This is a genomic window from Nocardia neocaledoniensis (genome assembly GCF_003182135.1).
GTDB classification, from domain to species: Bacteria; Actinomycetota; Actinomycetes; order Mycobacteriales; family Mycobacteriaceae; genus Nocardia; species Nocardia neocaledoniensis.
Genome location: NZ_QGTL01000001.1, coordinates 247,717 through 263,330, shown reverse-complemented (window position 1 = coordinate 263,330; position 15,614 = coordinate 247,717). Strand labels below are relative to the sequence as shown.

Annotated in this window: 14 protein-coding genes and 1 pseudogene; 7 read left to right on the top strand and 8 right to left on the bottom strand. The window is 71.3% G+C overall.

Annotated features, from left to right (window positions below; genetic code table 11):
• Positions 1-2 precede the first annotated feature (2 nt).
• The gene (locus DFR69_RS01240) at positions 3-848 is read right to left on the bottom strand and encodes an SDR family oxidoreductase (RefSeq protein ID WP_110035537.1); all 846 of its coding nucleotides are present in this window, start codon (positions 846-848) and stop codon (positions 3-5) included.
• A 75-nt stretch (positions 849-923) separates the two neighbouring features.
• On the opposite strand from DFR69_RS01240, the gene DFR69_RS01235 reads away from it, so the two are divergent.
• Complete coding sequence (locus DFR69_RS01235) at positions 924-1,511, top strand: TetR/AcrR family transcriptional regulator (RefSeq protein ID WP_110035536.1); 588 nt, start codon at positions 924-926, stop codon at positions 1,509-1,511.
• 2 nt (positions 1,512-1,513) lie between these two features.
• Here the strand turns inward: DFR69_RS01235 and DFR69_RS01230 are convergent, their stop codons facing one another.
• Entirely contained in the window at positions 1,514-1,903 is a 390-nt protein-coding gene (locus DFR69_RS01230) for a nuclear transport factor 2 family protein (RefSeq protein ID WP_110035535.1), read from the bottom strand.
• Positions 1,904-1,945: 42 nt separating this feature from the next.
• Positions 1,946-3,520, bottom strand: a complete 1,575-nt coding sequence (locus tag DFR69_RS01225) for an HD domain-containing phosphohydrolase (protein WP_110035534.1) — start codon at positions 3,518-3,520, stop codon at positions 1,946-1,948.
• A gap of 89 nt (positions 3,521-3,609) precedes the next feature.
• On the opposite strand from DFR69_RS01225, the gene DFR69_RS01220 reads away from it, so the two are divergent.
• On the top strand, positions 3,610-4,287 hold the full coding sequence (locus DFR69_RS01220; protein ID WP_110035533.1) for a PadR family transcriptional regulator: 678 nt from the start codon (positions 3,610-3,612) through the stop codon (positions 4,285-4,287).
• An 82-nt stretch (positions 4,288-4,369) separates the two neighbouring features.
• Here the strand turns inward: DFR69_RS01220 and DFR69_RS01215 are convergent, their stop codons facing one another.
• From DFR69_RS01215 to DFR69_RS01200, 4 genes are all read right to left on the bottom strand, one after another.
• Complete coding sequence (locus DFR69_RS01215) at positions 4,370-4,813, bottom strand: type II toxin-antitoxin system RatA family toxin (protein ID WP_110035532.1); 444 nt, start codon at positions 4,811-4,813, stop codon at positions 4,370-4,372.
• Positions 4,814-4,832: 19 nt separating this feature from the next.
• A complete protein-coding gene (locus DFR69_RS01210) occupies positions 4,833-6,065 on the bottom strand; it encodes an aspartate aminotransferase family protein (protein ID WP_110035531.1) in 1,233 nt (410 codons plus the stop codon).
• A complete protein-coding gene (locus tag DFR69_RS01205; RefSeq protein WP_110035530.1) occupies positions 6,062-7,093 on the bottom strand; it encodes an SDR family oxidoreductase in 1,032 nt (343 codons plus the stop codon). Before DFR69_RS01205 ends, DFR69_RS01210 begins: the two co-directional genes overlap by 4 nt.
• Positions 7,094-7,381: 288 nt before the next feature.
• Positions 7,382-9,547 carry an MMPL family transporter gene (locus tag DFR69_RS01200; RefSeq protein ID WP_110035529.1) on the bottom strand — a complete coding sequence of 722 codons (2,166 nt, stop codon included), beginning with the start codon at positions 9,545-9,547 and terminating at the stop codon, positions 7,382-7,384.
• Positions 9,548-9,673: 126 nt separating this feature from the next.
• On the opposite strand from DFR69_RS01200, the gene DFR69_RS01195 reads away from it, so the two are divergent.
• Positions 9,674-10,270: a TetR/AcrR family transcriptional regulator gene (locus DFR69_RS01195; protein ID WP_167456121.1), complete on the top strand. Its 597-nt coding sequence runs from the start codon at positions 9,674-9,676 to the stop codon at positions 10,268-10,270.
• Here DFR69_RS01195 and DFR69_RS01190 read toward each other — a convergent pair.
• Positions 10,257-11,552 (bottom strand): annotated as a pseudogene (locus DFR69_RS01190) (flavin monoamine oxidase family protein); the annotation flags it as partial. The gene DFR69_RS01195 and the pseudogene DFR69_RS01190 sit on opposite strands and share 14 nt — an antisense overlap.
• A gap of 314 nt (positions 11,553-11,866) precedes the next feature.
• Here DFR69_RS01190 and DFR69_RS01185 point away from each other — a divergent pair.
• From DFR69_RS01185 to fmt, 4 genes are read left to right on the top strand one after another with little or no spacing between them, the layout of a single operon-like run.
• On the top strand, positions 11,867-12,850 hold the full coding sequence (locus DFR69_RS01185; protein ID WP_244198022.1) for an esterase/lipase family protein: 984 nt from the start codon (positions 11,867-11,869) through the stop codon (positions 12,848-12,850).
• Positions 12,851-12,909: 59 nt separating this feature from the next.
• Positions 12,910-13,578, top strand: coding sequence for a DNA alkylation repair protein (locus tag DFR69_RS01180; RefSeq protein WP_110035527.1), 669 nt, complete (start codon positions 12,910-12,912; stop codon positions 13,576-13,578).
• Positions 13,579-13,631: 53 nt separating this feature from the next.
• Positions 13,632-14,171, top strand: a complete 540-nt coding sequence (gene def, locus DFR69_RS01175; RefSeq protein ID WP_110035526.1) for a peptide deformylase — start codon at positions 13,632-13,634, stop codon at positions 14,169-14,171.
• Positions 14,171-15,094, top strand: coding sequence for a methionyl-tRNA formyltransferase (fmt, locus tag DFR69_RS01170; protein WP_110035525.1), 924 nt, complete (start codon positions 14,171-14,173; stop codon positions 15,092-15,094). Before def ends, fmt begins: the two co-directional genes overlap by 1 nt.
• Positions 15,095-15,614: the final 520 nt, after the last annotated feature.

Below are 15,614 nucleotides of genomic sequence, written 5' to 3'. Positions count from 1 at the left end.
CCTCAGGCGAACATCGCTCGATGACGCAGCGCCCACTCGGCGTACGAGGTCGCCTGCCGGCCGAGCACCCGTTCGATATCGCCACTGACCTGCTGCTCATCGGCGGTGGGTGAGCCGAGGATGTCGAGCGTGTGGTCGGCGACGGGTTCCGGCATGAACCGCAGCATGTTCTGCTTGGCCTGCTCGCGGGTGAGTTCGACGAAGGTGACCGGTGCCTCGACGGCCGCGGCGAGCGCCGCCGCCTGGTCGCGCGGGGTCACCAGGGCAGGCCCGGTCAACGTGTACGCCTGACCGGCGTGGTCATCGGAGGTCAGGGCCGCCGCGGCGACCGCGGCGATGTCACCCGGATCCACGGCGGGCAGGCCGACCTCGCTGAACGGCGCGGCCACCTGGCGCTGCGTGCGCACGGATTCGATCCAGGCGAACGTGTTGGAGAAGAACCCGCCGGGCCGCAGCGCGGTCCACGCCAGGTCGGACTCGGCCAGCGCCTGCTCGAAGGCCCGCGTGCGGGCATATCCGGCCGACTCCGGCCTGGTCACCGCCCCCTGCGACGACACGAACACCACGCGGCGAACCCCGGCGGCGGCCGCGGTCTTCAGCAGCTGGGCCGGCTCGGGTCCGGTCATCAGCTGTTCACCGGTGATGAGCAGGAACAGCGCCTCCGCGTCGCGCAGGGCGGGGGAGAGGCTGTCGAGGTCACCCAGATCGGCGGTGACGTGCTCCACCCCCGCGGGCAGCTCGATCGGGGCGCTGCCACGGGAGACGGCGCGCACCGCTTCGCCCGTGTCCGCGAGTAGACCGACCAGCCGGCGGCCGATGTTGCCGGTGGCTCCGGTGACGACGATCATGAGAACTCCTTGAGTTAGTTGGCTGACTAATAAGAACGTAGCAGGGCCACGCGGCCGCTGTCTATAGTTAGTTGCATGACTGACTCAGTGGCGCAGAAGAAGCCGAGGACGGGGAAGCGGGAGCGCCTCGTCGAGGCGGCCGCGCGCGTCTTCTACGAGCGCGGCGTCGAGAAGACGACCATCGCCGATATCGCGCAGGCGGCCGACGTGCCGGTCGGCAACGTCTACTACTACTTCAAGACCAAGGACCAGTTCGTCCAGGCGGTGCTCGAGACGCACGCGGGGGTGTTCGCCGGGATCATCGCGGCGATCGAGCCGCTGCCGACCCCGCCCGAGCGCTTGAAGGCCATGGTGCGCGGCTGGGTGGAAGAGCGCGACCAAGCCGCGCGTTACGGCTGCCCGACCGGGTCGCTGGCCGCGGAGTTGGACAAGCGCGACGACGCGTTCGGCGGCGCACCGGCGCGGGTGATGGGTCTGCTCATCGACTGGGCGCGCACCCAGTTCGCCGAGATGGGCAGGCCCGACGCCGACGAACTCGCCATCGCCTTCGTCGCCGCCTATCAGGGAATCTCCTTGCTCACCAACACCTTCCGCGATCCGGAGCTGATGGTGACCGAGGGTGCGCGGCTCGAACGCTGGATCGACGAACTCGCGGGCCGCTGAGTTCATTCGGCGGGTTGCCACCCGGAGCACAGCAGGTCGATGCCGGTGATCAGGTCGTCGTCGGCGGTGAGGAAGACGCGCTGTTCGGCGATCCTGGCCGGCCCGAGACCGTGCTCGGGGCACATACGGACCAGCCAGTGCGCGGCCAGCTTGCCGCCGCGCCGGTCGCGGCCGGAGTCGAGGACGGCGAAGGTGTCGAGGCCGCCGAACCAGCCGTGGAATCGGTCGATCACGGCGCCGGGGCCGACGGCGTCGAACGGTCCGGGTGGGATGAGGCCGCGCAGGCGCACCTCAGGGGCCAGGCAGGCGGTCATGGCGGGGAAGTCGCGATGGGTCAGCGCGTCGAGGAAGCGCTCGGCGACCGGGGTGTGGGTGGGGATCGAAGTGGTCATAGGGGAAGTGTCGGCCGTTCGGGGCCGCGTGACATCGGGTGATCACCCGATCTTCGTGCGCTGATCCTCGTCGCCCAGCAGCCCGTGGCGCATCGCGAACACCGCGGCCGAGCCGCGACTGTGCACCCCGATCTTGGTGTAGATGTGCTCGACGTGGCTGCCCGCGGTGCGCGCGCTGATGCCGAGCGCCCGGCCGATCTCCTTGGTCGTCCGCCCGCGCACCAGCAGTGCGAGGACGTCGAGCTCGCGGGCGGTGAGGCCCGCGACCTGCGGTCGCCGCCGGGGACGACGGCCCTGGGCGGCGGCCAGCACGGCGGCCACCGCGTCACCGTCCAGGCGGCCGGCGGTCACCTCGGCACGCAGGATCGCGGCCCGCTCGTCCGGGTCGGCGGCCGGGCGGTGCGGGCGGTCTTCGCTCAGCGCGCGCAGCATCTGCGCGGCCGCCAGAATGCGGGCGGGTGCGGGCAGCATCGACCCGGGGAGTCCGCGCGGATAGCCCGAACCGTCCATCCGCTCGTAGACCATCGACGCCGGGCCCGCGAGCGCGGCCAGGCGCGGGCTGCGCGCCAGGATCCGTTCGGTGAGATAGGGCACCATGCGGACGCGTTCGCGCTCGGCCGCGGTCAGCGGTCCCGGCTTGTTCCAGAGTCCGGTCGAGACGCCGATGGTGCCGAGCCTGCACACCAGCGCGGCCCGGTGCACCGTGCGCGCCTGGTCGGCGGACAGCCCGTATTCGCGCGCCGCGGCGCTGGCCAGCGCGGCCACGGCGCGCGAATGACCGAGGAACCAGGTGGCTTTCGCGTCCGCGTAGTCGGCGAAGACCGCGAGGACCTCGGTGAGCTCGGCCTCGGGGATCGGCCGGTCGAGTGCGGCGCAGCCGTCGATCACCGCACGCCACGCGTCGACCCGGTCGAGGCCGTCGAGCAGGGCCGCGTCGTCGCGGAGGCACAGCGCGACCAGGTCGGGGTCGAACTCGGTTCCGCTGCGCGCGCGCAACATGCGCGCCGCAGCGGCGACGCCGCCGGTCCTGGTGTGGACCTCGGCGTCGTCGGCGATGTGCACCACGCGCATCACCGTCGCGATGGCGTCGCCGCGCAGTCCGGCCGGGACACCGCGACCGTCCCAGCGTTCGAACGCCTGCGGCAGGGCCGTACGTACGGACTCGGGCAGCGCGAGCCGGTCGGCGATGTCGGCGGCGGTGCGGCAGTGGGTGAGGAAGGAGTCCATGCTGTCGCGGACGCCACCGGCGAGGAACCGGCTGGTCACGGTGATCCGGCCCAGGGCCGAGCCGTCCGTCGCGAGGTGGCCGAGCAGGAAGCCGACCATGGGCAGGCCGGCCTTGTCGATGTCGTAGCTGTCGGCCCTGATCCGCAGATCGTCGCCGAACCAGCGGGCCATCTCGGGAGAGTCGGCGACGCAGCCCACCCACGCGAGCAGCGAAATGTAGTACACCGCAGCGCGATCGGCGTCGGCGAGCCCGGCCGCGGCGGCCAGCCGGGTCGCCAGCACGGTCTGGCGGAGCACGTGCTCCTGCGGCTGGCCCAGACCGAGGTCGGTGGCCAGCGACAGGGATGCGACCAGTTCGGCCAATCGCATCGGCCGGGCGGGCTCCGTCATGGTGGATTCAGATTACTCCTTGCATTCGATGCATTGCCGATATATCGTCGATAGTGTCAAGAACAACGCGAGAGCCTGAGGAGGCTGTCATGCACAACGCAGAACATCGAGAATTCGGAAAGTTCGGTCGTGGTCGTGGACCGGGGCCGGGGGAGTTCGGTCCCGATCGGCGGCAGTTCCGCCGGGGTGGGCGACACGGGCACGGTCCCGACTTCGGACCGGGCTTCGGTCCCGGGTTCGGGCCGGGTTTCGGCCCGGGCTTCGGTCGCGGCCGCGGTCGCGGCGGGCGGGGCAGGCGGGGCGACGTGCGCGCCGCGGTCCTGCTGCTGCTCGTCGAGCGGCCCATGCACGGCTACGAGCTGATCCAGCGGATCCGCGAGCGCAGCGACGACATCTGGCGTCCCAGTCCCGGGTCGATCTACCCGGCGCTGGCCCAGCTCGAGGACGAGGGCCTGGTGCTCATCGAGAAGGTGGCCGGTCGCAAGACCGCGCAGCTCACCGACGAGGGCAAGGCCTATGTCGAGTCCCATCGCGAGGAGCTCGGTGACCCGTGGGCCGAGGTCAAGGACGATATCGGCGCCCAGGCGCTGGATCTGCGCGGCCTGGTCGGCCAGGTGATGGGCGCGGTCGGGCAGGTGGCCCAGGTCGGCACCGCCGAGCAGGCGGCCAAGGCGGCCGAGGTGCTCACCGAGACCCGGCGGGCGCTGTACCGCATCCTCGCCGAGGATGACATCGCACCGGAGAACGACGCCACGGACGAGCGGTGAGCTCGCGGTGGCCGGGCCGAACGCGCCCTGCCGAGCACCACACTGTGCTGCGGCAGGGCGCGCGGGCCGGGTGGACCAGGGATCAGGACACGCTGACCGAGGAGCTGATCGCGGTCATCAGTTCCTCGATGTTGTCGTGCAGCGCGCGCCCGGCGATCGGGTCGAGCATGGCGGCCAGGCTCGGCATCCCGAGATCGAACTCGGCGGCGAAGCTCACCACCGTGTCCGCGCCGTCGGCCTGCACCTGCCAGCGGCCCTCGAAGGCGACCAGGTCCCCGGCGACCTGGGTGAACGAGTAGGTGCGCGCCTCGGCGTCGAAGAAGTCGCGTTCGGTCCAGCGCAGCGCGCCGTCCCGGAACTTGACCTCCCAGTCGCTGGTCGCGGCGGCGCCGTCGGCGTCCCAGCGGACCTCGACCTTCTGCACACCGTCGGCGATCTCGGGGTAGCTGTCGAGGTCCTTGAGCTGGGTGAACACGATGTCGGCGTCGATGTTCTCGATGCGACGGCTCAGCGAAACAGTGGGCATGGCAATCAATCTCCTGTGATCAGACGTGGGACAGCAGAGCGGACAGCGACAGATCGAGAGCGGACAGGACCGTGCGTTCCTGGTCCTCGGTGAGCACGGCGGGCGGGCTCAGCCGCACCACCGACCCCGCGCCGAGCGAGTGGTTGACGATCACGCCGCGCGCGAGCAGGTCGGTGACCAGCTCCCCGGCGAGATCCGGGCGCAGGAACTCGATGGCGATCAGCAGACCGCGCCCGCGCACCGCGCGCACGGTCCGGCCGACGTGCCGGGCGCACATCGCGGTGACCTCGGCCAGCATCCGCTCGCCCAGCTCCGCCGCCCTGGCCGCGACATCACCGTCGACCAGCGCGCGCACGGTCGCGACGACCGCCGCCGACGCCAGCGGCGAGCCGCCGAAGGTCGAGGAGTGCAGCGTCGGATCGTCGGCGAAGGGGCGGAACGCCTCGGCGGTGGCCAGCACCGCCGACACCGGCACCACGCCACCGGAGAGCGCCTTGCCCACCAGCAGCACGTCGGGGCGATCGATCTCGGGCTGATGTGCCCACATCGTGCCGGTGCGGCCGAGCCCGGTCTGGATCTCGTCCACGATCAGCATCGCCTCGTGGGTGCGGCACAGTCGCTGCACCCCGGCCAGGTAGCCGGCCGGCGGCAGGACGACCCCGCCCTCGCCCTGGATCGGCTCCAGGATGACCGCCGCGTCGCCGTCGGCCGCGATGAGCTCGGCTTCCAGCGCCGCCAGGTCGCCGAACGGCACCGCGGTGGCGGGCAGCAGCGGCTGGAACCGCTGCTGGTACTCGGCCTTCGGGGTCACCGCCAGCGCGCCGGTGGTCTTGCCGTGGTACCCGCCGAGCATGGTGATCAGCCGCGACTTGCCGTGGGCCCTGGCGATTTTCAGACCGAGCTCGGTGGCCTCGGCGCCCGAGTTGAGGAACTGCACGGCGTCGAGGCCCTCGGGGGCGATCGAGGCCAGCGCCCGCGCCGCCTCGGCGACCCTGGGCTCGAGCAGCAGTCGCGTGGCCAGCGGATGCGTGCGCACCTGCTCGACCACCGCGTTCACCACCGGCTCCGGGCAGTGCCCGAGCAGGAACACCGCGTACCCGCCACAATCGATGAACGAGCGGCCGTCGGCCGTCTCCACGATCGCGCCGTGGGAGGCGACTTCGACGGGTGCGTGGACGAATTCGGCCAGCGCCGCCCGGCCCCGGCCCAGGTGGGCGCGGGTCAGTTCGACGATCTCGGCGCGCTCCATCATGCCGCCACCGTCTCGGGTAGCCAGTACGCGCGCACGGTGCGGGTCAGCAGGTCGCGCGCGGTCTCGGCGGTCGGCTCGATGCCGGCGAACGGGCCCTTGCCGAGGCTGGACTCGAACGGGGCGTCGGTGAACAGCGAGGCCATGGCCAGCAGGTTGTCGAACTTGTTGCGCGCCTTGGCGTCGAGCACGTCGCCGAGGGCGGGCAGGATCAGCCGCTGGACGGCCTCGATCTCGAAGTAGCGCGGGGTGGTCAGCTCGATGCCCGCCGCGCCGTAGAGCTCACCGCACAGCGCGACGATCTCGCCGGTGGCGACGGCGTTGTCGCCCGCGGTCAGCCAGTACTCCGCGCCGTCGAGATCGGCCGTGGCGAGCCGGGCCAGCGCCGCGGCGACCATGTCCTGCGCGAGGAAGTCCACCTGGGCGGTGTCGCTGAACGGCACGAACGGCAGCGCACCCTTGACGTAGGCGCCGAGGAAGGTGTGCAGGCCCTGGTGCCGCACGATCTTGCCGGTGGCCGAATCGCCCATCAACAGCGACGGCCGGGCGATCACGTAGTCGATGCCCGAGGTCCGCACCGCGGCCTCGCCGTCGATCTTGGAACGCAGGTAGTCGTCGCGGCCCCCGGCGCAGCCGGTGCCGGTGACGACCTTCGCCGACTCGGCCCTGGCCACGAACGACGAACTGGTGTGCACGATCCCGGCGCCCGCGACCTCGCAGAACCGCAACACGTTCCGGGTACCGGTCACGTTGATCGACCGGATGGTCTCCTCGTCGCGGTTGAAATCGACCATGGCCGCGACGTGGATGACGCGGTCGACCTCGTCGGCGATGCGCGCGTAGTCCGCACCGAGGCCGAGATCGGGCTGCCGAATGTCACCGCTGAGCCAGGTGACGCCCGCCCGTGCCGCCCCGGTCTTGCTGTGTCCGAGCGCGTAGATCCGATGGCCGGCGAGGAGCTCGACGAGCGCCCCGCCGATGACGCCGGAGGCGCCGGTGATCAGGAAGGTGGATTCACGGTTGGTGCTCATGTTCCCTCCACTCCGAGCGGTCGCCGCGAGCGAGCTCGGGCGACGTACCCGTAGAAGCTGCTTGATCCGAGATGCGGATGCGTTACGCCGTTGTGACCCCCGCGAAATCCAAAGTAACGCAACGGATTTCGGTAATTGGGAACGTAGAGGTGAACAGTCGGGGGCGGGTGGGTGATTTCCCGGCGCGGTCGGTGTGGCTGTGATCCAGGCGTGTCGGATCGGCAAAAGCGCACGTCGACGACGCCCGATGCCTGGGCACCGGACGACGTCGACGTGGCCGAAAAGCCGTCAGGCCGTTACGGGTTCACTCACTGTTGGTTTCGGTGCGGTCGGCTGCGGCAGCGACTCGCCTTCGATGTCGACGTGGGGGAGCAGGCGCTCGAGCGGGCCGGGCAGCCACCAGGCGTGGCGCCCGAGCAAAGCCATGACGGCCGGAATGAGCGTCATCCGCACGATCAAGGCGTCGAACAGCACGCCGATGCCCATCGCGAAGCCGATCGGCCCGATCATCGTGTTGTGGCTGAACAGGAATCCGGCGAAGACCGCGATCATGATCACCGCCGCCGCCGCGACCACCCGCACGCTGCTCGCGTAGCCCACGCGCACCGCCTCCAGTGCCGAACCGCGCCCGTGCACATGCGCCTCGCGCATCCGGGAGATCAGGAACACCTGGTAGTCCATCGCCAGCCCGAACAGCACGCCGATCAGCAGGATCGGCAGGAACGCCAGGATCGGCGCGGGCCGGTGCACGTTCAGGACCGAGCCGAGCCAGCCCCACTGGTAGACCGCGGTGGTCGCGCCGAGTGCGGCCGCCAGGGACAGCAGGAACCCGAGCGCCGCGGTGAGCGGCACCAGCAGTGACCGGAACGCCAGCGTCAGCAGCGCCAGCGCCAGGCCGACCACCACGATCAGGAATGGCACCAGCGCGCCGGAGAGCTTGCGCGCCACATCGATCGCGATCACGGTCTCGCCGGTGAGGTGCAGGGTGGCGTCCTGCTCGGCCCGCAAGTCGGGACCGGTGTCGCGGATCGCGCGGACCAGGGTGGCGGTGTCCTCGGAACTCGGTGCGGTCGTGGGGATCACGACGAACTGCGCGGTGTCGCCCGCCGCGTTCACCTCCGGCGGGAACACCGTCGCCACGCCCGGCAGCGCGCTGATCCGCTCCACCGCGGCCTGCGTCTGCGCCTGGATCCGGCCGGCCTCGCCCTCGACCACCGTGACCAGCGGGCCGTTCAATCCGGGCGTGTACGCCTGCGCGAGCACGTCATAGGACTTGCGTGGCACGGTGTCGGTCGGTTCGTGCCCGGCGTTGGGCAGCCCGAGCCGCAGATCCAGCACCGGCAGCGCGAGCACCGCCAGTACCGCGACGCCTGCCAGCAGTGTGGCGACGGGACGGCTGGTGACGGCCTGGCCCCAGCGGTTGGGACGCTTGGCGCCCTCGATCGCGGTCAGCCCGCGGCCCCGCGGGATCAGCCGAGCTCCGGCGAAGCCGAGAAGCGCGGGCAGCAGCGTGATGGCCAGCAGCACCACCACGCCGACGCTGCCCGCGGCGGCCAGGCCCATGCCGGTGAGGAACGGGATCCGCGCGATCGCCAGCCCGCACAGGGCGATGAGCACCGTGGCGCCGGCGAAGACGACCGCGCTGCCCGCCGTCCCGGTGGCACGGGCGGCCGATTCGCGGACCGGCAGGCCCTCGGCGAGCTGCTGACGGTGCCGCGAGACGATGAACAGGGTGTAGTCGATGCCGACGGCGAGGCCGAGCATCAGCGACAACGCCAGCGTCGCCGAGGACGCGTCGAACAGCGTCGACACCGCGACCACACCGCCGGTCCCGATGCCGACACCCACCAGCGCGAGCACGATCGGCAGGCCCGCGGCCAGCAGTGACCCGAAGGTCACCAGCAGCACGCCCATCGCGATCGCCACGCCGACCGCTTCGGCCGGGCCGACGAACGAGGCTTCCGAGTAGTACGGCCCACCGGTGAGCATCGGGCGCAGGCCCTGAGCTTCCAGCCGGGTGCGCACCGTGTCGACGGCGGTCTTCGCGGTGGGGTTCACCGGGTCGGCGAAGGTGATGTCGACGAAGGTGACGTCGCCGCGCTCGGCGACGGCGAGCGCGGCCGGCGTGATGCCGTCGATGCCAGGGGTGCCCGACAGCGTCGACAGTTCGGCGTCGAGCTGGGTCAGCGGCAGTGGCTTGCCGTCGGGCGCCCGGACGACGAGGCGGGCCGCGCCCTCGCCCGGGGTGGTCGGCGCGCCCTTGCCGAAGCTCTCGATCAGGACCCGCTGGGCCCGGTCGGATTCGGTCCCGGGAATGTCGAATTTGTCGGAGACCTTGGCGCCCAAGGTGATTCCGACCAGGGCGACGACGGTGGCGAGGAGTGACCAGGCGGCGATCACCCACCACGGATTTCGGAAACAGAGATCGCCGAGGCGATGGAGAGCGCGAGCCATGGTTACCCCTCCAGGGTATTTAACCTACAGATGGCTGATTACCTACACATGTAGGATAGGGTCGATGGACCGGCGGACGTCAACGTGTCGCACGACACAGGCGACGACAGATGTGAAGGTGGAGAAGTGATTCGAGTGCAGCCGGACCAGCGCAAGCCGACCTCCGACGACCCGCGGGTGCTCCGCAGTCGCGGTCTGCTCCAGGACGCCATCCTCGAGCTGGGGCGGGACGGGCCGGTCGACGGCATCGCGATCTCCGACATCACCCAGCGCGCCGGCGTGAGCCGCAGTACCTTCTACGACCACTACACCGACAAGGAGACGCTGCTCGCCGACGCCATCGAGCGGCACGCGCTCGACGCGGGTGTCTCGCTGCGCGCGGAGGGTCTCGGCGGCGGGCTACCGGATCAACCCCCGCAGTTCCTCATCGACTACGTGCGCCACATCGCCGATCACGCACAGCTGTACCGCAATGTGCTCGGCGCGCACGGGTCGGCGGCGGTGCACGCGCGACTGGCTCGCAGTATCGCGACGATTCTGGTCGACGGCATCCGGCTGCTCGGTGAGCACGCGCCGGTGGCCGCGGTGATCCCGGTCGAGGTCGACGCCGCCGCGCTGGCGGGCGCGATGCTCGCGGTCATCGCCTACTGGCTGGCGGAACTGCCGCAGACGCCGCCGCCGGTGGTGGCGGAGTGGATCTGGGAGGTCCTCACCCGGGAATGAGCCGTGGGCTGCCCGCGTCGAGGACGGCGAGTACCTCGGTGGCGGCGCGCTCGCCCGAGGTGAGCGCGCCGTCCATGTAGCCGTTCCAGACCGTCGCCGATTCGGCTCCGGCCCAATGGATCCGGCCGATCGGCGCGCGGACGGCGTCGCGGTAGGCGGTCCAGCCCCCGGGCGGCAGGTAGCCGCCGTAGCACCCCCTGGTCCACTCCTCCTGGCTCCAGTCCTTCTCCAGGTAGCGCAGGGGTTCCGCGGCCGCGGGGCCGAAATGGCGGGCGAAACAGCCGAGGACCTCGGCACGGCGCTCGGCCGGGGACAGCTGTCCGAGCCTGCGCGCGTGGTTCGCCTCGAGAAAGCCGAGCAGGACGCCCTTGGCGGCGTCGGGCGGGGAGTTGTCGTAGCAGAGCTTCACCGGGCCGACGTCGCTGGTGGCCTGGCCGTTGAGACCGTCGCGCCGCCAGAACGGCTCGGGATAGACGGCCATGCACTTGATGACCGACCCCTGAACGAACCGCTGCGCCACCTGATCCCGGTGTCCGGGCAGCGGCGGGTCGTAGCTGATCCGCGCGGTCAGGGTGGGTGGGATGGCCACGATCACCGCCCGGGCGCGCACGGTGCGCCGGTCGGCGACGACGGTGACGTCGAGGTCGGTGGTCTCGATCCGCCGCACCGGATTCGACAGCTCGACCGCCGCGCCCAGGCGCCGCGCCATCTCCTCGGCGATGCGCTGGGTGCCGCCGACCACGCGCCAGTGCTGGGCGCCGCCCGTCGTCGAGGTGAGCTGATCGATGCCGCCGCCGGAGCGCAGATAAAACAGGAAGTGCAGCAGCGAGAGGTCGGCCGGTTCGGCGGCGAAGACCGCCTGGCACACCAGGGCGCACACGTCCCGGCCACCCTGGGTGCGCACATGCCGGCGCAGCCAGGTGTCGAGGGTCTGGCTGTCCCATTCAGCGGCGCGGGGCGCGGTCCACGGCGCTGCCGGCGGAACCTTGCGCGCCATCCGGTCCAGGCGCAGCTGGGCCTGGGCGACATCGGCGAGCACGTGCGGCGGCAGCGCGGGGATTCGGCCGCGGTAGCGCTTGGACCGGCCACGGAACTCGACGAGGGTGTCGCCGTGCTGATGGGTGGCGTGCAGGTCCAGGCCGAGTTCGGCGACGAGGTCGAGCACACGGTGCTGGGTCGGTCCGATCCACTGGCCGCCGACCTCGACGATGTGCTCGTCGTCGATCGGCTCGTTCAGTGTGCGTCCGCCGACGCGGTCGCGGGCTTCGAGCACGAGCACGCGGTGCCCGCGATCCTAGAGTTTCGCGGCGGCCGCGAGTCCGGCGAGCCCGGCGCCGACCACCACGACATCACAAACGTCCGGTCCCGTCACGACGACCCTCCGGCGAAGTTTTACTGAACGATTGTCCAGTTCAAGGATAGTTCGGGCGGGGCCGACCGGGACCGGAATGCCGAAGGTCGCGGCGTGTCGGGGCCGTGTCGCGTCGACCCCGAAAATTGGGGGCAAAGATTACCCGGTTTCGAGGATGCGAAACCCACGCCGGTGGGGTACTTGTTTGGGATATGGAACAGCGGAATCGGTTGTGGGGTTGGGGAATGGCACAAAAGCGACGCGCGGGCGCGCTCGCGGTGGCGGTCGTCGCGGCGTTCGGGGTGCACGCCGCGGCACCGGTCGCCGCCGCGCCCGCGGGCTACCGGCCCGCCGTGGTGCCGACCGAGGCCGGGCCGCGGCAGAGCGACCATCTCTCCGCCGCACGGTATATCGACACCCATCCCGCCGCTGTTCCGTTGGGGGTCAACGACTTCGGCTGTCGGCCCACGGCGGCGCATCCGCGTCCGGTGGTGCTCGTGCACGGTACCGACTCCAGTGCCTACTCCGACTGGGCGGGGATCGGTCCGCAGCTCGTCGACGCGGGCATGTGCGTGTTCGCGCTGAACTACGGCGGCGCGCCGGGGGCCGACACCTACGGCACCGAGGACATGCGGATCAGCTTCGCCCAGCTCGCGGCGTTCGTCGACGACGTGCTCGCGGTGACCGGTGCGGCGAAGGTCGACCTCGTCGGCTTCTCGCAGGGCGCCAACGTCAGCAGGTACTACGTGAACAAGCTCGGCGGCGCGCCGAAGGTCGGCACCTGGGTCGGGCTGGCCTCGCCGAGCTACGGCGGGGTCATGTACGGGCTGGTGCCGGTCGGGCAGGCGATTCCGGGGATGATGGACGTCTACGCCAAGGTCACCTCGACGGCGGCGGTCCAGCAGGCGCAGGGCGAGCCGCTGATGGTCGAGCTCAACGCCGGTGGCGACACCGTGCCCGGCGTCCGGTACGTGACGGTGGGCAGCCGGGTCGACGAGATGATCCAGCCCTTCGACAACATCGCCCTGCACGGCGCCGGCGCGGAGAACCTCGTCCTGCAGGATCTGTGCGCCGACGACATGACCGGGCATTTCCACCTGGTCTACGACCCGTTCGTGCAGCAACTGCTGCTGCGCGTCCTCGACCCCGAGCACGCCCCCGCGCCCGTCTGCCGGCCGGTTTCCCTCGGCACCGGCATCCCGCAGGTGATCATCGCGGGCAACTCCTGACGACTCGGTCTCCTGTCCTCTCGTAGGCTGACATCCCCCGTGGAGGACAGGAGGCCCCGGTGTCCGACGAGACCGTGCCCGCGTTGCTGGCCGAGCTGGCCGCGCTCGACAACCCGAAGATCCGGGCCGTGAACGAGAAGCACGGCGACGATCACGGTGTGAACCTCACCGAGCTGCGTGCGATCGCCACACGGCTGAAGACCCGGCACGAACTCGCCCGCGAGTTGTGGGCGACCGGCGACACCGCCGCCCGCCTGCTGGCGCTGCTGATCTGCCGCCCGAAGTCCTTCGACCGCGCCGACCTCGACACCATGCTCCGCGAGGCCCGCACCCCCAAGGTGCACGACTGGCTCGTCAACTACGTAGTCAAGAAGCATCCGGCGGCCGAGGACCTGCGGCAGTCGTGGCTCGCCGATCCCGACCCGGCGGTCGCGAGCGCGGGTTGGGCGCTGACCAGCGACCGCGTGGTGAAGCGGCCCGACGGGCTCGACCTGGCCGGGCTGCTCGACGTCATCGAGGCCGAGATGGCCGACGCGCCCGACCGGCTGCAGTGGGCGATGAACACCTGCCTGGCCCAGATCGGGATCGAACACCCGGCGTACCGGGCCCGCGCCGTCGACATCGGCGAGCGCCTGAACGTGCTCGCGGACTACCCGACCCCGCCGAACTGCACCTCACCGTTCGCGCCCGTCTGGATCGCCGAGATGGTGCGGCGGCAACAGGCCTGAGGAGCGGTCCATAGAATAGGACGACCGCCCATCGTCCAGCCGGGAGCCGCCGCGTGACCATCCAGCCCGTTCGCCTGTTCGGCGATCCGATTCTGCGTTCCCGTGCGGATGCGGTGACCGAGTTCGGGCCCGAGCTGGCCCAGCTCGTCGCCGACCTCACCGAGACCATGCACGACGACGGTGGCGTCGGGATGGCGGCGCCGCAGATCGGCGTCGGGCTGCGGGTGTTCGTCTACGACACCGGCGATGCCGCCGGACACGTGGTGAACCCGGTGTGGACGGCGATCGGTGACGACGAACAGGTCGGGCCCGAAGGCTGCCTGTCGATCCCCGGCGTCCGCTATGACGTGCGCCGCGCGCTGCGCGTGCACGTCACCGGTGTCGACCAGACCGGCGCGCCGGTCGAATTCGAGGCCACCGAATTGCTGGCGCGGTGTGTGCAGCACGAGACCGACCACCTCGACGGTGTGCTGTTCATCAACAAGCTCGAGCCCGCCGACCGCAAGGACGCCATGCGCGCCATCCGCGAATCCGACTGGTTCCGCGCGGGGATCACCGTTCGCGAGTCCAGCGGTGTCGGCGGTGGCCACTGATGCGTCTGGTCTTCGCCGGAACTCCCGAACCCGCGGTGCCCTCGCTGCGCAGGCTGATCGAGAGCGAACGCCATGAGGTCGTCGCGGTGGTCACCCGGCCCGACGCGGTCGCCGGACGCGGGCGCAAGATCATGCGCTCGCCGGTCGGTCAGCTCGCCGACGAGCACGGCATCCCCGTGCTCACCCCCGCCAAGCCCGCCGACCCCGAATTCGTCACCGCGCTCACCGAGCTGAACCCGGACTGCTGTCCGGTGGTCGCCTACGGCGCCCTGCTGCCGCAGCGCGTCCTCGACATCCCGCGGCACGGCTGGATCAATCTGCACTTCTCGCTGCTGCCCGCCTGGCGCGGCGCGGCGCCGGTCCAGGCGGCGATCGACGCCGGTGACGACATGACCGGTGCGTCGACCTTCCTGATCGAGGCGGGCCTGGACACCGGCCCGGTCTACGGCGTGATGACCGAGCAGGTCGGTGTCACCGACACCGCGGGCGAGCTGCTCGCCCGGCTCGCCGACGCGGGCGCTGTCCTGCTGGAGAAGACCCTCGACGGAGTGGAAGACGGGACCCTGCGCGCGGTGCCACAATCCGCCGACGGCGTGTCCTACGCGCCGAAGGTGACAGTGGAGGCGGGCCGGATCCGCTTCGACGAGCCCGCCCTGGCCATCCACCGCCGGATCCGCGCCGTCACCCCGGCGCCGGGCGCGTGGACCGAGATGAACGGACTGCGCCTCAAGCTCGGTCCGGTGGAGATGGTGGAGGAAACCTTGCCCGAACGCGAGATCGAGGTGCGCAAATCCGGCGTCTTCGTCGGCACGGCCACCACCGCGGTCCGCCTCGGCCAGGTCCAGCCCCCGGGCAAGAAGATGATGAACGCCCTCGACTGGGCCCGCGGCGCCCGCCTGGCTCCCGGCACGGTGATCGGATGAGCGCCTCCGACCGCAGGCGTCGCCGCGAAGCCGACCAGCGCTCCGGCGCCGCGCCCCGCGACGACCGCAAGGTGACCGGCAAGAACGTCGACGGCGGCTGGGCGGCGCGCGCCGCGAAGGGCGGCGGCACCGTTCCCGCGGGCGAGGACCGCCGCGCGGGTGCGGATCGTGGCGGCTCCCGCGCCGGTTCCACCGGGTCACGCCGCACCGACAGCCCCCGTGGCGGCACCGAGGACCGCCGTTCCGGTGCCGGTCGTGGCGGTGCCGAAGCGCGCGGGAACGACGCCACCGATGAGCGCCGCTCGAGTGGCGATCGGCGCTACGGCGGGAGCCGTGGTGCCGCGGATCAGCGGCGGCAGGGCGCCGAGCGCCGCGATGCGGGAGAGCGGCACTTCGGTCCCGATCACGGCGACGCCGACCGTCGGCGTCAGGGCACTGATCGCGCGGGTGACCGCCGATTCGGTGCCGAGCGTGGCGGCATCGAGGACCGCCGTTCCGGTGGTCGGGCCGACGCCGGTGA